The sequence below is a fragment of the Paenibacillus sp. GQ49 genome (assembly GCF_059759055.1).
The window spans coordinates 55794-72273 of record NZ_JCAXEL010000002.1 but is presented as its reverse complement, the minus strand read 5'-3'; the positions used below and the strand labels follow the sequence as shown (position 1 = coordinate 72273).

The following is a 16480-nucleotide window of genomic DNA, read 5'->3' as shown; positions in this document are numbered from 1 at the left end:
GAGAAAGGTCCTTTCCTTTTTTGGGTAAAAGGGATTATAATAAGGTTAAGCCAAGTCTTAGTACCAGGTTATAAGATCGGGTAGTAAGAGTGGCACAGGCTCTGATTAAAAGGAGGTACCTCATATGAGTTCACAAGGTACTGCAGACGCGGTCCACCGGCATCAACAGCTGGGACTTAGCGATGGTGAAGTATTGGATATGTACAAATACATGCTGCTCGCGCGCAAGTTTGACGAGCGTTGCTTGCTCTTGCAACGGGCTGGCAAAATTAACTTTCACGTATCCGGTGTAGGGCAGGAAGCTGCGCAAGTAGGCGCTGCTTTTGGTCTGGATCGGGATCACGATTATTATTTACCTTATTACCGCGATTACGGTTTTGTACTGGCGGTAGGCATGACTCCGCGTGAGTTGATGTTGTCTGCTTTTGCGAAGGCAGAAGATCCGAATAGTGGCGGTCGGCAAATGCCGGGTCACTTCGGTCACAAAAAGCTACGGATTGTGACGGGTTCCAGCCCGGTTACAACACAGGTTCCGCATGCTGTTGGATTTGCACTGGCTGCCAAAATGAAGAAGCAAGAATTTGTTTCTTTTGTTACCTTTGGCGAAGGATCAAGCAATCAGGGTGACTTCCATGAGGGAGCCAACTTTGCAGGTGTGCATAAATTGCCTGTCATAATTATGTGTGAGAACAATCAGTATGCAATTTCGGTACCGATTCACAAACAGCTGAGCGGCAAAATATCCGATCGAGCACAAGGATACGGGTTCCCCGGACTGCGTGTAGATGGTAACGATGCATTGGAAGTATACGCTGCAGTGAAGGAAGCACGTCGCCGTGCCATTGCTGGAGAAGGCCCGACACTTATTGAAGCGATGATGTATCGGTTGTCTCCTCATTCCACCTCCGACAATGATCTGGCTTACCGGACCAAAGAGGAAGTGGAGGAGAACTGGAAGAAAGATGGCGTTCCTCGCATGAAAAACTACTTGATCGATTGCGGCATCTGGGATGAAGCCCGGGATGCGGATCTGGCTTCCCAGCTTGCGTTGGAAATGAAAGAAGCAACTGAATATGCAGACAACGCGCCATATCCGAAACCTGAGGACACTCTGACGCACGTTTATGCGGACAGCGAAGAAGGGGGACGGTAAGGATGGCAGTGATGGAATATATTGATGCAATCCGTCTCGCGATGAAAGAAGAGATGGAACGGGATGAGAATGTTTTTATCCTTGGTGAAGACGTAGGTCTCAAAGGTGGTGTGTTTACCACAACCAAAGGGTTGCAAGATCAATTTGGCGAAATGCGGGTGATGGACACACCGTTGTCTGAATCCGCTATTGCAGGTGTAGCCATTGGTGCTGCGATGTATGGCATGAAGCCGATTGCCGAAATGCAATATTCGGACTTTATGCTGCCAGCAACGAACCAGATCATTAGTGAAGCAGCGAAAATTCGCTATCGTTCCAACAATGACTGGAGTTGTCCGATTGTCATCCGCGCGCCGATAGGTGGCGGGATCTTCGGTGGGTTGTACCACTCCCAATGTCCGGAATCGATCTTCTTTGGTACGCCTGGTCTGAAAATTATAGCTCCCTACTCGGCATACGATGCCAAGGGATTGCTCAAAGCGGCCATTCGCGACCCGGACCCGGTACTCTTTTTTGAGAATAAAAAATGCTACAAGCTTATCAAGGAAGATGTGCCTGAAGATGATTACATCGTTCCGATTGGCAAAGCCAACGTACTTCGTGAAGGTGCCGATATTACCGTGATCGGCTACAGCCAGCCATTGCATTTTGTGATGCAGGCTGCTGAGGAACTCGAACGGGAAGAGGGCATTACAGCCCACGTTCTGGACCTGCGCACATTGCAACCGTTGGATCGCGAAGCCATTATTGCTTCCGCTCGTCTGACAGGCAAGGTGCTGATCGTACACGAAGATAACAAAACCGGTGGTGTAGGTGCCGAGGTTGCCGCTATTATTAGTGAGGAATGTCTGTTTGAACTGGATGCACCGATTCAGCGTCTCTGCGGACCTGACGTGCCGGCCATGCCAATTAGCCCAACATTGGAGAAATTCTACATGCTGAGCAAGGACAAAGCCAAAGCAGCAATGCGTACACTGGCCGAGTTTTAATTTCGTTTTTTGGATCGTTTAAAAGTAAAGTTTGGAGTGATAATCAAATGGCTGAACGTATGAAATGGATCGAGGTCATTATGCCGCAATTGGCGGAATCGCTGGTCTCGGCTACCATAGGCAAATGGTTGAAAAAACCGGGCGACCGCGTGGAACAGTACGAGCCGATCTGTGAAGTAATCACCGATAAAGTCAATGCCGAGATTCCATCCACTGTGGATGGAATTATGGGTGACCTTTTGGTGGAAGAAGGCACAACGATTGCGGTTGGTGAAGCAATCTGCCGCATGCAGGTCGCTGCTACCGATGAAGAAGCGGCCGAGCAAGTAACACAAGTATCGCAGCAACAGGAGCAAGTGCAGCAACATGCGAGCCACACTCCTCTTGCCGCGTCAAATACAGCAGGACATGATCCTAACCAGCCGATGCGTAATCGGTATTCCCCGGCAGTGCAATCCTTGGCAGCAGAGCATGGCTTGAACTTGCAAAGCATCCAAGGTACTGGGGCCGGTGGTCGCATTACCCGCAAAGATGTGCTGACATTTGTTGCACAAGGAGGTAACGCGGCTGGATCGTCTGCACAAGCATCATCTGCAGCAGTACAGCATGCGCCTTCTGGCGTACCGTCTGCTTCTCCATTCAGCGGAGTGAATCGTGGAAATGGCGAAATGGGTTTAACGGCCGGAGAAGCGATCTCAGCATCCGATGCAGGTGTTCCTGTGAGACATTCTGGCATCCATCTGACCGAAAGCCCGAAAATTCCACAGATCGAAGTGGAAGGGGGCGGCCAGGGAAGATCGGAGTATTTCATCGATGTTACCCCTGTGCGTAATGCCATTGCGCGGAACATGCGTCAGAGCGTATCGGAAATCCCGCATGCATGGACGATGATCGAAGTGGACGTAACAAACCTTGTGATGCTGCGCAATAAACTCAAGGATGAGTTCAAGCGTAAGGAAGGCATCAATCTGACATATCTGTCCTTCATGATGAAGGGAGTCGTTAACGCGATTAAAGACTACCCAATCATGAACTCGGTATGGGCAGTGGACAAAATTATCGTCAAACGAGACATTAACTTGTCCATGGCGGTAGGAACCGAAGATTCTGTACTTACACCCGTAATCAAACATGCTGATCAGCGAAATATCGCAGGTCTGGCCCGTGAAGTGGATGAACTGGCTCGCAAAACACGTGAAGGTACGTTAAAGCTGGACCATATGCAAGGTGGTACGTTCACGGTGAACAACACCGGTTCATTTGGTTCGATCCTGTCCCAGCCGATCATTAACTATCCGCAGGCAGCCATTCTTACATTCGAGTCGATTGTCAAGAAACCAGTGGTTATTAATGATATGATCGCTGTTCGCTCGATGGCTAACCTGTGTCTGTCCCTGGATCACCGAATCCTGGATGGCGTAATCAGCGGACGTTTCTTGCAACGTGTCAAAGAAAACCTTGAAGGATACACCATGGAGAGCAAGGTGTATTAAGTAAAATTGTTGTTGGGAAAGTGTATGTGCCGGAGGCCGTGCACTTTTCCTGCTGTCTACGGACAGGTGCTCAATTGTACACTGAACCTGAAGCAGAAGGGTGTGGGGAATCATGAGCAAGCCGCTGGATGTTGCATACATACCAATGCTTGATTATGAAGAGGCTTGGAACCGCCAGAAAGCGATTGTGCAGCGATTGGACGAGGGCGAGGGAGCGGAGCAGATGCTGCTTTTACAGCATCCACCAACGTATACGATCGGCTCACAAAATCATCCGGAGCATCTGCTTCTCAGTCCGGAAGAGTTGCGTGAGCAAGGGATTTCTTTGTTTCAAATTGACCGCGGCGGTGATATTACTTATCATGGCCCGGGCCAGTTGGTGGGTTACCCGTTATTGATTCTTGGTCGGGATGAAGACCTGGATCTGCACGGCTATTTACGGAAACTTGAGCAGGTACTTATGGATTATCTCGCAGACCAGGGCATCGAAGCCGGACGCAAAGAGGGTTACACGGGTGTGTGGGTTGGCGATATGAAGATTGCTGCAATTGGCATCAAGTTTAATCGTTGCAAACACCGCCGCGGTTTTGTGACCAGTCACGGGTTTGCTTTTAACATCAGCTCAGGCATTCAACATGCAGGTTTTCAGGGGATTGTTCCTTGTGGGATTGAGCAGTATGGCGTTACCTCACTGGAGGATATAACGGGTAAGTCCTATGCAGTGGAGCAGGTAGCGCAGGAAATTGTTCCGTACTTTAATCGTATTTTTCCATATCAGATTAATTGGGTCACGGAAAAAGAAGCCCTTCAACGTCTGTAAACAGATCGTCGAAAGGCTTTGGGTTGCTATCCGAACAACAACGGTTCGAGAGCTATGAAAAGGGTGGACCCGATCATGGCGATCAGCATGAGATAGATGATGATTTTGAACCATTTCTTTTTTTGCATGATGAGAGAACTCCTTTCAACATAAAGTGTGTGTTCAAAAAGACTGGTTTTCAGTACCAAGAAGATGGGATGAAGCTAGAAATGGAGTAGCGGAGCGTAGGAAAACTACGTGAGCAACGGACATTTCGGCTGAATTCCATATTCGATGCTGAGGATGCCGCCAGGCATCCTTCGTAATCAAAAGCAGACTTTTTAACAACCTCATAAAGTAAACAAGCCATAGTAATTGTATTGTACCGTATCCACGAGAGGGAGGAAAGTCCTATGATTAAACAACAACGTGTTATCGATCTGTTCATGGAACTGGTGCAGATTGATAGTGAAACGAAAAATGAACAGAACATCTCGAAGGTGTTAAAAGAACAGTTTACAGATCTCGGTCTTCATGTCTATGAGGATGATACCATGGAGCAAACCGGGCATGGCGCCGGAAACCTCGTCATTACCTGGGAAGCCGAAGGAACAGAAGGGGTTGCACCGATCTTTTTCACATGTCATATGGACACCGTGACGCCCGGACAGGGAATCAAGCCTGAACTGGGTGAAGATGGCTGGATCCGCAGTGATGGAACAACGATCCTGGGAGCAGATGACAAGGCTGGGATTGCGGCATTGTTCGAAGCGATTCGTGTGATCCAGGAAAACAACATTCCGCATGGCAAAATTCAATTTGTCATTACGGTCGGCGAAGAGTCTGGCTTGGTGGGCGCACGTGCGATGAATCCAAAGGATATCGATGCCAAGTTCGGTTATGCGCTGGATTCTAATGGAGCTGTAGGTACGATCTGTGTTGCTGCACCAGCGAGAGCTGAAATTCAAATGAGTATCTATGGTAAGTCTGCCCATGCGGGTGTGAATCCGGAAGACGGGATCAGCGCCATTCAGGTTGCCGCAAAAGCAATTGCAGCGATGACACTGGGCAGAATTGATGATGAGACAACAGCAAACATTGGCAAATTCCAGGGTGGATCAGCACTCAACGTGGTATGTGACTTTGTACAGCTTGAAGCGGAAGCTCGCAGTATTGTGCAGGAGAAAGTTGAATTGCAGGTTGCACAGATGCGTGACGCGTTGGAAACGACATGTCGCAAATACGGTGCAACAGCTGAATTCAGAAGTGAGATCCTTTACCCTGCATTTGGTTTCCATGATGAACACGAAGTTGTGCAGCTTGCACAGCGTGCCATCCGCAGTATTGGGCTGGAGACAAGTACGTTTGCTTCCGGTGGTGGCAGTGATGCCAATATCTTTAACGGATTCAACCTTCCAACAGTGAACTTGGCGGTAGGGTATGAGGATATTCATACAACCAAAGAACGCATTCGTGCTGAAGATATTGTGAAGTTGTCCCAGGTGGTCGTGGCTATTATTCAGGAAACGGCAGCTGACAAGAAATAATATAGAGCACATGTTACCTCACATGTTGTTAGACAAAAGTCCGAACCCGGTCTATCTGTATCGGATTCGGACTTTTTGTGAATTCATGTTATATTTCAAGGGAGAAAACTCGTTAATTTAGGGTCAAATTGAATCAATGGATGAATGGATCGATGACCCATTCATTTGCGTCCAGCGAGCAGATCGACTAACTTGGCATCCGGGCCCCACTCGCGCAACCATTGTTTGAGTATGAGCTGTACTTGCCGGGCTTGTCCTACCACGTGTACGGATTGAGGCGTCATATAACTGTTCATCGAAAGTCCCCCTGTTTCGTTTATATTTGCTGTGAGAATTCTATACGCTCACCATATGCCCAAAATCAGAGATTTATACATTAATCGAATGTATAAATTGAGCTAATCCCTTTATACAAGAACGGAGAGGACAGAAATAACCAAGAGAAGCGGAGCGTTCGCCTAAAAGCTTTCTGAAAGAAAGCTGCATCGTAAGCATAAGCTATCACCAAATTTTATCTATTAGAGAAACAAATCAAAAAAAATCTGGGGATAACAGCGATCGAAGGGTTGTTCTGTCATTGGAGTGGTTAGTGTAAATATTTTTAGTCCATTTATATATAATCCTACGATATGGAGTTGAAGAACCAATGAAACCAAACCAATCTGCCCAATCCATCCACGCAGCGCAACCTGCCAATCCAAAGCTGGATGAAGTGACCGTATCCACCAAGCCGATCTTCGAGGGAAAAGTGATTTCACTTCAGGTCGATACGGTAAAGCTACCAAACGGACAAACGGCTACACGTGAGATTATCCGGCATCCTGGTGCTGTAGCTGTACTTGCACTAAACGGGGATCGCATGCTTGTTGTGGATCAGTATCGTCAGGCAATGGGACGCACCGAAGTGGAGATTCCTGCGGGGAAACTGGACCCGGGAGAAGAGCCGGAGGTGGCCGCAGCACGTGAATTGCGAGAAGAGACGGGATATGTGGCCAAGTCGTTGCGTCATTTGCGTTCGTTCTACACGTCACCGGGGTTCGCAGATGAGATCATTCATCTATACATCGCTGAAGAGTTGGAAGCAGGGGACATGGCGCTGGACGAAGATGAATTCCTTGAAGTTGCCGAAATAACTCTGGAGGAAGCCTACGCTCTCATGGATGAGAATCGGATTAGTGATGCCAAAACGATGATGGCTGTATACGCGTGGGACCTCTACAGAACGACAGGACGGTTCTAGGCATGCAAGACCAACTGGAAATGTCCACGACGTGGGAGCCCTGTTATACAGACCTGCATATTCACATCGGACGAACCTCTCGCGGTGAGGCCGTTAAAATCAGCGGCAGTCGCGATCTGACATTTGAGAATATTGCTCGGGAAGCATCGGATCGCAAAGGAATTCATTTGCTTGGTGTTATTGATTGTCATTCTCCGGTTGTACAGCTGGATATTGAACAATTGCTGGAGAGTGGTACCATGTCCGAGATTGAGGGCGGCGGCATTGCCTATCAGGACACCACCATTCTGCTGGGTACAGAGATTGAGTTGCGCGAGCCTGAAATGCGTGAGTTCCATATGCTGGCGTATTTCCGTGATCTGAAAACGATGAAGTCCTTCACGGACTGGATGAAACGTTATATGAAAAATGTGAATCTCAGTTCTCAGCGTGTCTACGTGCCCGCTCTAGAGATGCAGGCCGAGATTAAGGCACGTGGTGGGCTTATTGTACCTGCACATGTGTTTACACCGCATAAAGGCATCTATGGCAGTACGGCGCCCCGTATGGGCGATGTATTGGATACTAGTCTCGTGGATGCGGTAGAGTTGGGGTTAAGCTCGGACTCATCCATGGCCAGTTATATTCGGGAGTTGGACCATGTACCGTTTCTAACCAATTCGGATGCTCATTCGCTCGGTAAGATTGGACGGGAGTATAATGAACTGCAAGTGGCTGCACCTTCTTTTGATGAGTTCCGTATGGCACTCCAAGGAGAAGCCGGCAGGAAAATTGCGGCCAATTATGGACTTAATCCAAGGCTGGGCAAATATCATCGTACCTACTGTGCAGCATGTGGCAGCATTATGGATGAGCAAGCGATGTCAGCAGAGCGTTGTCCGCACTGTGGCAGTCTGAAGCTGGTGCAGGGGGTGCTGGATCGCATCCTGGCGATCTCTGATCGAGAGAGTCCTCATGTTCCTGCAAATAGACCGGCTTATCATTATCAGGTACCACTGGAGTTCATCCCCGGTCTTGGCAAAGCCAAACTGCGCCAGCTACTGGACCATTTTGGTACGGAAATGAATGTACTTCATCGCACGCGTGAGGAAGAGCTTGCTGCGGTTGTTGGACCTGTGTTATCAGGCCTGATCGTGGCCGCACGGAACGGGCAGCTGGAGCTATCCTCCGGGGGTGGAGGCACGTACGGAAAGGTTACTGTTTAGGTGAAATCTTCAGATTAGATAAATTGAATTAAACATTTACACATAACGGAGGTGACAGAAAGAACCTGAAGAAGCGGAGCGTTCGCCTTTATCCCCGGATTTCCCCTTTAAAAAGGAATGAAAAAAATCTGGGGATAACAGCGATCGAAAGGTTGTTCTGTCATCGTAGTGACCCGTGTAAATACTCCTAGGTTCGACTGATAAAGCTTCTCTTCACGTAGAGCCAATCTGGACAAGAAGTCATACAGGTGCATTCCGGTTCATAAGAATGACTATGAGGATGTAACTGAGAATCCTTGCAGCATGATACCGGAAAGGGGACTCGTACCTGTATGCGCTCTTCCTACTTAACATTTAAAGGTCAGACTTCGTTATATGTATTCGTGGCTGTCTTGTTTCTGGTCGGCGTCATTTTTGGCGCGCTCATGGTGAACGCATTATCTCTTGAGCAACGTCAGGATCTGGAGGGTTATCTCGGCAATTTCTTCATGACCGTGCAGCACAGTGCACAAGTGACTGAGACCGGGGCATATTGGGACATTGCCATGCTCCATCTGAAATGGGTGGGTCTGATCTTTATTCTGGGTTTATCCGTTGTTGGATTACCCGGTATACTGGTTCTGGATTTTTTGAAAGGTGTGCTCATTGGATTCACAGTGGGGTACCTTGTTGGACAGTATTCCTGGAAAGGGCTGCTGTTTGCACTGGTGTCCGTGGCACCGCATAATCTATTTGTCATTCCGATCCTCCTGATCTGCAGTGTAGCGGCGATGACGTTCTCGTTATACATCATTCGCAATCGTGTTTTGATGCAGCGAACACCGGGTCGACAAAGGCCTTTTGCTTCATATATAGTGTTAACTTTGGTTATGGCTGCACTGCTGCTCGGCGTAGCGTCTTTTGAAACATGGGTTACACCTGCGATGATGCGTTGGGTCACGCCAATGTTACTACCGGCCTAACGTGTACCGTATAGTGTAAAATGTTGACTTTAATTACGCACTCCCCCTATAATGAAAAGAGTGGGTTAAGTTGCAGTGTGCAGTGATTTCCTAGGGGGAGGGAGAAAATGGAAGCTCGGATTGATAAAATTAAGCAGCAACTACAGTCCCAAGGATATAAATTAACGCCCCAGCGGGAAGCCACCTTAAGAGTACTTCTTGAGAATGAAGAAGATCATCTGAGCGCAGAAGATGTATTCATGCTCGTTAAAGAAAAGGCTCCCGAAATCGGTCTGGCAACCGTGTACCGTACCCTCGAACTGCTGAGTGAGCTGCATGTTGTAGAGAAAATCAACTTCGGCGACGGTGTAGCGCGTTATGATCTGCGCGGAGATACATCCAAGCATCACCATCATCACTTAATCTGTGTTCAATGCGGAAGTATGGATGAAATACGTGAAGACTGGCTTGGACCGCTTGAAGAGCGTTTGGAGCGGGAATTCAACTTTTCGGTAGTAGATCACCGACTGGACTTTCATGGAATTTGTTATCGTTGCAAAGCTAAAAATGAACAGAAACCCAAAGATGAAGAATAACATAGCATATCTTCAAGCTCTCACCGGCGGTTTTGACGGGAGAGCTTTTTTGGCACCGGACATGATCTGGAGTTTCGCCCGAATGGCATAAACCTGTGTTTATGGACATATCCTGATTCAAGGACAATACCGGATTCGAATCAGGAGGGGACACGCCCATGATTATATCAGTGCGGAGAGGGCTCCGTTTTATTCGATTTATCATAGTTTTTGCCGCATTAGTTTATCTGTTCTATCATGTTCTGGATCTGTTTAATGGCTGGATCTCACCTGTGGATCAGTATCAGATGCCAACTGGCAATGCAATCAAAGTATTTCAGGAAACGGATTGGCCGGGTAATGGAGAAGGACGTCCTACGATGGCAGAGCGTCTCCGTTTGTTCTATTGGTACGGGGAGTAGCTTCGAACAGCCAGGGATGCAAATACGGGAGCAGTCTGCCAGAGCGGCAGATCTGTCAGTTGAGGAGCGTTGTACATGAAACAGACGATACACGCCTATGCCTTATACTTGGAAGATGATAAAGGGATGTCGAGCAGCACGCTTGAATCGTATCTCCGAGACGTGGACAAGTTCATTGAATTTGCTGATAAGGAATATGGCATACGCGAAGCCGATCAGGTCAGACGCACACATGTCGTCCTGTTTGCAGGTCAGCTCAAACAGGCAGGACGTGCCAATGCAACCATTGCCCGCAGCATCGTATCTCTGCGCTCCTACTTTCATTTTTTGATGCGGCGGGGTGATATTATACAGGACCCTACGTTTGATGTGGAAGCTCCCAAGGCGGACAAGACGCCACCACAGGTGTTAAGTATCCAAGAGATCGAACAACTGCTGACAGCGCCTGATATTCGTTCACCGCAGGGTGTGAGAGATCGAGCGATGCTTGAACTATTATATGCTACAGGCATTAGGGTCTCGGAACTGATTGCCCTTGACATTAGGGATGTACAGCCAGGCATGCGTTTTATACGATGCGGTGGGGCGGGCAAGGAACGCATCCTTCCCATTGGTGCACCAGCAGCACATTGGGCAAGTGTATATGTGGAGGAATTCCGCAATAAGTTGCTCAAAACCGATTCGGACGAGCAGGCACTATTCGTGAATGTATCTGGTAGGCGTTTAACCCGGCAGGGCTTCTGGAAGCTGCTCAAAAAAGCGGCGGTGGACGCAGGAATCTCGGAAGAAATTACGCCGCATACGCTGCGTCACTCCTTTGCAGCACACCTGATTGCCAATGGGGCCGATACACGTGCGGTTCAAGACATGCTGGGTCACGTGGAGCAGCCTGGACAACAATATGGCAATCATGGTCGCAAAACCATGAAAGAAATCTATGAAACCCATCATCCGAGGGCAAGATAGATTTTGACGCATGGCATTCACAAATAAATGCGGAACATTGGGCCGATTTAGGATAAAATAAATTGAATACATCCAAACGCCGTTATACATAAGACGGATCGTTTCAACTCAAGGAGGAACATACATCGCATGACAGCATTAAACCAACAAATGATTTCGGAAGCAGCATCTTATATTCAAAGCAAAAGCTCCATCAAGCCGGAAGTCGGTTTGATTTTGGGTTCAGGTCTTGGCGTACTGGCAGAACTGATTGAAGATGGCGTAAGTATCGCTTATCAGGATATTCCGCATTTTCCAGTGTCCACAGTAGAAGGACATGAAGGTGAACTATTGGTCGGAACCATTAAAGGTCGTCCAGTCGTGATGATGAAAGGCCGTTTCCACATGTACGAAGGGTATGGTCCGGAATTGACAGCTTTCCCGGTACGGGTTATGAAAGAACTGGGTGTAAGTAGCCTGCTTGTAACCAATGCTGCGGGCGGTGTGAATACGTCGTATGAAGCTGGAGACTTGATGCTGATCTCTGATCACTTAAATCTCACAGGCAAAAATCCACTGATCGGACCAAATGACGCTGCACTGGGCGTGCGTTTCCCTGATCTGTCCGAAGCATATAGCCGCCGTTTGCGTGCGCTGGCGAAGGATACGGCCGCATCACAAGGTTTTAACGTACGTGAAGGGGTATACGCAGGTATGCTCGGTCCGAACTATGAGACACCGGCAGAGATCAGAATGCTGCGTACACTGGGCGCAGACGCAGTGGGCATGTCCACTGTATCTGAAGTGATTGTGGCACGCCACGCGGGCCTGGAAGTACTCGGTATTTCCTGTATCAGCAACATGGCTGCCGGAATTCTGGACCAGCCGTTGTCACATGATGAGGTTATGGAGACGACGGAACGTGTGCGTGAGTCGTTCCTGGCGCTGGTAGTGGCAGTTATTCCACAAATGTAAGCAAGATTTGAGTAGAGAAGGTTACCTCTTTGGATGAGAAATCATCGGGGGGGTAACCTTTTTTTGTTGTGTTGAACGTACGCTTACTCATTCGTTGAGTGCAGTGCGTTTTTTTGGCTTTGACCACATTTTCAATAAAAGTTCGGGAAATCATGCTTTACATGGAATAATTTACTGGAAACGGGCCGACAATGATTAGCAGTACATGCATGGAACATGCAGTAAGCAAGTCATTTGAGGAGGTAACCTTGTGAAGAAAAGAATAATGGCATCGTTCATGACCCTTTGTATCCTGCTGTCCCTTTTGGCATCAACGGCATTAGCTGAAGAAACACCGAAGGCAGCGGGAGGAACTGATCTGGCCCCGTCGGCGCGCTCTGCGATCTTAATGGATGCAGACACGGGAACGGTCATTTATGAGAAAAACAGTCATGATCAGCTGCCTCCGGCGAGCATTACAAAAATTATGACCATGCTGCTTACGATCGAAGCGATCGACTCAGGCAAGCTGAAGCTGACGGACAAAGTAAGAACGAGCGAATATGCTGCTTCCATGGGCGGTTCGCAGATCTTCCTGGAGCCTGGGGAAGAAATGACGGTCGACGATATGTTAAAAGGGATCGCGATGGCTTCGGGCAATGATGCCTCGGTAGCGATTGCTGAGAAGATCGCTGGCTCGGAAGAAGCCTTTGTGCAGCTGATGAATGAGCGTGCGAAGGAGCTTGGCATGAAGGATACTCATTTTGCCAACTGTAACGGTCTGCCGGTTGATAATCATTATTCTTCCGCCCATGACATTGCCGTCATGAGCCGTGAGCTGTTGAAGCATTCCGGGATTACGAAGTACACCGGTGCATATCAGGATTACCTTCGCAAAGATACGGAAAAGCCATTCTGGCTGGTGAACACAAACAAGTTGGTTCGTTTTTATCAAGGGGCAGATGGTTTGAAAACAGGTTACACATCCGAAGCGAAATTCTGCTTGTCCGCAACAGCGTCCAAGGATGGACTGCGTGTCGTTTCCGTGGTACTCGGTGAACCAAATACCAAAACACGGAACAGTGAGGTGTCTTCGATGTTTGACTATGCGTTTAGTCAATATACGATGAAGGCTCTCTACAAGGCAGGGGATCTGCTGGGCAGTCTGAAGATCGAAAAAGGCGAAGTTGCCGAGTTGCCTCTGAATGCCACGCAAAATTATAGTGTGCTGATGCGCAAAGGAGCTAAATCCAATGACATCCGGCATGAATTGCTGGTTGCCAAAGAATTGAAAGCTCCGATCAAGGCTGGGCAAAGTATAGGTAAACTGGTTGTTTACCAGGGCAACGACGTCATTAAGGAGTTCGACATTCAGGCTCCGCAGGATGTGAATAAGGCGGGCTGGTGGAAGCTGTTCAAACGTACAACGTCTAACCTGTTTGACTAAACGGCGATTTCTGCGAGTTGCACGTATCCTTCGAACATATTTTGTAGTTAAATAGGGGTTTTCTTCTAGTTTTGTCGGGGGGCAGGAAAAGCCTTCGGAAGCGTAGAAATCCTTGTTCTAAGACAGGGAGGAGAGTGAGCAAACGTGAACTTGCATGTGGAAATGGAACACCATCGCGGGATTCTGATTGTACGATTATCCGGGGAGCTGGATCACCATACAGCTGACATGGTACGGATGCAAATGGATGAAGCCATCCAGCGGAGACAAAGCGAGCATCTCGTACTCAGCCTGAAAGATCTGCAATTTATGGACAGTTCGGGTCTGGGTGTCATTTTGGGAAGATACAAGCTCATTAAGAATAAAGGTGGCAAAATGGTGGTCTGTGACGTCAATTCGCCAGTGTACCGTTTGTTGGAAATGTCGGGTCTGTTCAAGATTATGCCGATATACGAAAATGAGGGAACTGCTCTCTCAGGTCTGGAGGTCGTCTCATGAATGAAGGAACAGGGACAAATTTCATGAATCTGCAATTCGCGGCCAAGTCAGAGAATGAGTCGTTTGCACGGGTTACCGTTGCTGCGTTTATCTCCCAGCTTGATCCAACGATGGACGAGCTCAGTGACCTGAAGACGGTCATTTCGGAAGCCGTGACCAACAGCATCATCCACGGATACAACAATAACTCCGAGGGTGTTGTGTCCATCCAGGCCGAGATTCGGGAAGACATGATTACAATCATCGTGGAAGACCGCGGTGAAGGAATCGAAGATCTTGAACTGGCCAAGCAGCCGCTATATACGTCCAAACCCGAACTTGAGCGGTCGGGCATGGGCTTCACCATTATGGAAAACTTTATGGATGAATTCGAAGTCAGCAGTGAGCCCGGCAGAGGCACCTCCATCAAGATGAAAAAAAGGATTGAATCCAAGAAAGCATTGTATAATTAGGGGTTGGTGTTCTTATGGATGCTGAAGTGAAACCATCTTCACAGACCTATTTGGACGATGCCGAGGTCAAACGGCTGATTGCGCTCAGTCAGTCGGGTGACCATGTTTCACGGGATACGCTGGTGAACTGCAACATCAGACTCGTCTGGTCCGTCGTACAGCGTTTTATGAACAGGGGATATGATCCGGAAGATCTGTTCCAGATTGGTTGTATCGGTCTGCTCAAGTCAGTAGACAAATTCGATCTCAGTTATGACGTGAAGTTCTCAACCTACGCGGTACCGATGATCATCGGAGAAATCCAGCGATTCCTGCGGGATGACGGTACCCTGAAGGTCAGTCGTTCACTGAAAGAGATGGCGAATAAAGTCCGCAAAAAAAGGGACGAACTGTCCAAACATCTGGATCGTTTACCAACGATTAAGGAAGTTGCCGCAGAGCTGGGGGTAACCCCGGAGGAAGTTGTATTTGCCCAGGAAGCAAACAAACCACCGACCTCCATCCATGAGACGGTATTTGAGAATGACGGTGATCCCATTACGTTAATGGATCAGATTGCCGACGAGTCTCAGGAACGTTGGTTTGACAAGCTGGCTCTGAACGAAGCCATCGGTGGTCTCAGCGAGCGGGAGCGGTTAATCGTGTATCTTCGGTATTACCGGGATCAGACGCAGTCCGAGGTTGCCAGCAGGCTGGGAATATCTCAGGTTCAGGTATCACGTCTGGAGAAAAAAATACTGCAATCCATCCGCGACCAGATCGCGCAGTGATCTTGTGGAGTGCAAACAACAGTATTGGCGTTTATACACCAATATACGACAACTAACAACCTTCTATCGCGCATTATGGCGAGGGAGGTTATTTGTTGTTAATACGGCGAGATCTCGAACGATTGGACTGCATGACCAGCATCATGCCAAGAATACATGCCATACCAATCCATTGATAGAAGCCAAAGGGTTCATGGAGCCATATGACGGTTGTTCCAACAGCAGCAAGGGGCTCCGCGCTCCCGAGCAGGCTAGTTTCCTTGGGTGTAAGACTTTTGAGACTCGCAATATAAAACCAAAAAGCAATCATGGTTCCAAAAAGGATCGTAAATATCAAATATCCGTAGGTTTCGAGCGTGATGTTAGCAAAATTCATTTTCCAGGGCGGGTGAATAAAACTCATTCCCAGACCACCGATGATCATTGCCCAGCCGACCACAACAAGTGAATCGAACTTTTTAATCAGTTGCACGGCATACAGCGTATAAAATGCAGCTGAAACCCCGGATAACAGCCCCCATATCACTGCGAGCGAGGAGACAGATAACCGCGTAAGTGAGCCATTCGTCAGCAGGAGAAAACACCCACCGAGAGCCAGAACGGCGCATGCAAGGTCATTGCGTGTGAGGACAGACTGCTTCCGGAGTGCGATGTAAATCATGATCATGACAGGGGACAGGTACTGCAGGAGTGTAGCCACCGCTGAATTGCCGTGTTTAATGGATGCCATGTACGTATACTGGACGGCAAGCATGCCCACCAATCCGAAAATGATCAACTGTCCAGCCGTTTTTTTATTTCTCCACACATCAAAAATCTGAAATCGCCCATTAGTAAACGATTGAATAACCAGTAATAGTAACCCAGCAATCAACAATCTTACAGTGACATACCAATTGACCTCAATTCCATCCAGTTGAAACAGTTTTTGAGATACCGTACCCCCAATGCCCCAGCAGATGGCTCCCGTCAGAACGAGTACGATGCCTGAAATTTTGGATTTTGCAGAAGTTGTCATTCTTGTTCGCCTCACCTTAAATATAAGAATAG

Annotated in this window: 19 protein-coding genes; 16 read left to right on the top strand and 3 right to left on the bottom strand. The window is 48.2% G+C overall.

The window, feature by feature from the left end:
• The first annotated feature begins 124 nt into the window (after window positions 1-124).
• The 4 genes from AC6CIF_RS04895 to lipB all read left to right on the top strand — a co-directional run bounded on the left by AC6CIF_RS04895 (window position 125) and on the right by lipB (window position 4455).
• Window positions 125-1153, top strand: coding sequence for a thiamine pyrophosphate-dependent dehydrogenase E1 component subunit alpha (locus AC6CIF_RS04895; protein WP_017687620.1), 1029 nt, complete (start codon window positions 125-127; stop codon window positions 1151-1153).
• A 2-nt stretch (window positions 1154-1155) separates the two neighbouring features.
• Entirely contained in the window at window positions 1156-2142 is a 987-nt protein-coding gene (locus AC6CIF_RS04890) for an alpha-ketoacid dehydrogenase subunit beta (protein ID WP_017687621.1), read from the top strand.
• Between the two features lie 47 nt (window positions 2143-2189).
• Entirely contained in the window at window positions 2190-3635 is a 1446-nt protein-coding gene (locus AC6CIF_RS04885; protein WP_498198296.1) for a dihydrolipoamide acetyltransferase family protein, read from the top strand.
• Window positions 3636-3747: 112 nt separating this feature from the next.
• On the top strand, window positions 3748-4455 hold the full coding sequence (lipB, locus tag AC6CIF_RS04880) for a lipoyl(octanoyl) transferase LipB (protein WP_498198294.1): 708 nt from the start codon (window positions 3748-3750) through the stop codon (window positions 4453-4455).
• 26 nt (window positions 4456-4481) lie between these two features.
• Here the strand turns inward: lipB and prli42 are convergent, their stop codons facing one another.
• Entirely contained in the window at window positions 4482-4583 is a 102-nt protein-coding gene (gene prli42 / locus AC6CIF_RS04875; protein WP_017687624.1) for a stressosome-associated protein Prli42, read from the bottom strand.
• Between the two features lie 264 nt (window positions 4584-4847).
• Here prli42 and AC6CIF_RS04870 point away from each other — a divergent pair, with 264 nt between their 5' ends.
• Window positions 4848-5981: a M20/M25/M40 family metallo-hydrolase gene (locus AC6CIF_RS04870; protein ID WP_498198293.1), complete on the top strand. Its 1134-nt coding sequence runs from the start codon at window positions 4848-4850 to the stop codon at window positions 5979-5981.
• Window positions 5982-6142: 161 nt separating this feature from the next.
• On the opposite strand, the gene AC6CIF_RS04865 is transcribed toward AC6CIF_RS04870, so the two are convergent.
• The gene (locus AC6CIF_RS04865; protein ID WP_091028853.1) at window positions 6143-6277 is read right to left on the bottom strand and encodes a Z-ring formation inhibitor MciZ; all 135 of its coding nucleotides are present in this window, start codon (window positions 6275-6277) and stop codon (window positions 6143-6145) included.
• A 350-nt stretch (window positions 6278-6627) separates the two neighbouring features.
• Between AC6CIF_RS04865 and AC6CIF_RS04860 the strand changes: the two genes are divergently transcribed.
• The 11 genes from AC6CIF_RS04860 (at window position 6628) to sigF (ending at window position 15430) form a co-directional block, all read left to right on the top strand.
• Window positions 6628-7221: an NUDIX domain-containing protein gene (locus AC6CIF_RS04860; protein ID WP_051447058.1), complete on the top strand. Its 594-nt coding sequence runs from the start codon at window positions 6628-6630 to the stop codon at window positions 7219-7221.
• Window positions 7222-7223: 2 nt separating this feature from the next.
• Entirely contained in the window at window positions 7224-8426 is a 1203-nt protein-coding gene (locus AC6CIF_RS04855; protein ID WP_498198290.1) for an endonuclease Q family protein, read from the top strand.
• A 332-nt stretch (window positions 8427-8758) separates the two neighbouring features.
• Entirely contained in the window at window positions 8759-9388 is a 630-nt protein-coding gene (gene spoIIM / locus AC6CIF_RS04850) for a stage II sporulation protein M (RefSeq protein WP_498198288.1), read from the top strand.
• Window positions 9389-9495: 107 nt separating this feature from the next.
• Window positions 9496-9963, top strand: coding sequence for a ferric iron uptake transcriptional regulator (fur, locus tag AC6CIF_RS04845; protein WP_036607866.1), 468 nt, complete (start codon window positions 9496-9498; stop codon window positions 9961-9963).
• A gap of 158 nt (window positions 9964-10121) precedes the next feature.
• The gene (locus AC6CIF_RS04840) at window positions 10122-10364 is read left to right on the top strand and encodes a DUF4227 family protein (protein WP_076215836.1); all 243 of its coding nucleotides are present in this window, start codon (window positions 10122-10124) and stop codon (window positions 10362-10364) included.
• A gap of 75 nt (window positions 10365-10439) precedes the next feature.
• A complete protein-coding gene (locus AC6CIF_RS04835; RefSeq protein ID WP_105599514.1) occupies window positions 10440-11330 on the top strand; it encodes a tyrosine recombinase in 891 nt (296 codons plus the stop codon).
• Between the two features lie 129 nt (window positions 11331-11459).
• Complete coding sequence (locus AC6CIF_RS04830; RefSeq protein ID WP_036607861.1) at window positions 11460-12284, top strand: purine-nucleoside phosphorylase; 825 nt, start codon at window positions 11460-11462, stop codon at window positions 12282-12284.
• Between the two features lie 250 nt (window positions 12285-12534).
• Window positions 12535-13710 (top strand): D-alanyl-D-alanine carboxypeptidase family protein, encoded by a 1176-nt coding sequence (locus AC6CIF_RS04825; protein ID WP_498198285.1) that lies wholly within the window; start codon window positions 12535-12537, stop codon window positions 13708-13710.
• Window positions 13711-13854: 144 nt separating this feature from the next.
• Window positions 13855-14208, top strand: coding sequence for an anti-sigma F factor antagonist (gene spoIIAA, locus AC6CIF_RS04820; protein WP_017687636.1), 354 nt, complete (start codon window positions 13855-13857; stop codon window positions 14206-14208).
• Window positions 14205-14660, top strand: coding sequence for an anti-sigma F factor (gene spoIIAB, locus AC6CIF_RS04815; RefSeq protein WP_036672324.1), 456 nt, complete (start codon window positions 14205-14207; stop codon window positions 14658-14660). Before spoIIAA ends, spoIIAB begins: the two co-directional genes overlap by 4 nt.
• A 14-nt stretch (window positions 14661-14674) precedes the next feature.
• Window positions 14675-15430: an RNA polymerase sporulation sigma factor SigF gene (gene sigF / locus AC6CIF_RS04810; protein WP_036607856.1), complete on the top strand. Its 756-nt coding sequence runs from the start codon at window positions 14675-14677 to the stop codon at window positions 15428-15430.
• Between the two features lie 88 nt (window positions 15431-15518).
• Here the strand turns inward: sigF and AC6CIF_RS04805 are convergent, their stop codons facing one another.
• Window positions 15519-16448: a DMT family transporter gene (locus AC6CIF_RS04805; RefSeq protein WP_498198282.1), complete on the bottom strand. Its 930-nt coding sequence runs from the start codon at window positions 16446-16448 to the stop codon at window positions 15519-15521.
• Window positions 16449-16480: the final 32 nt, after the last annotated feature.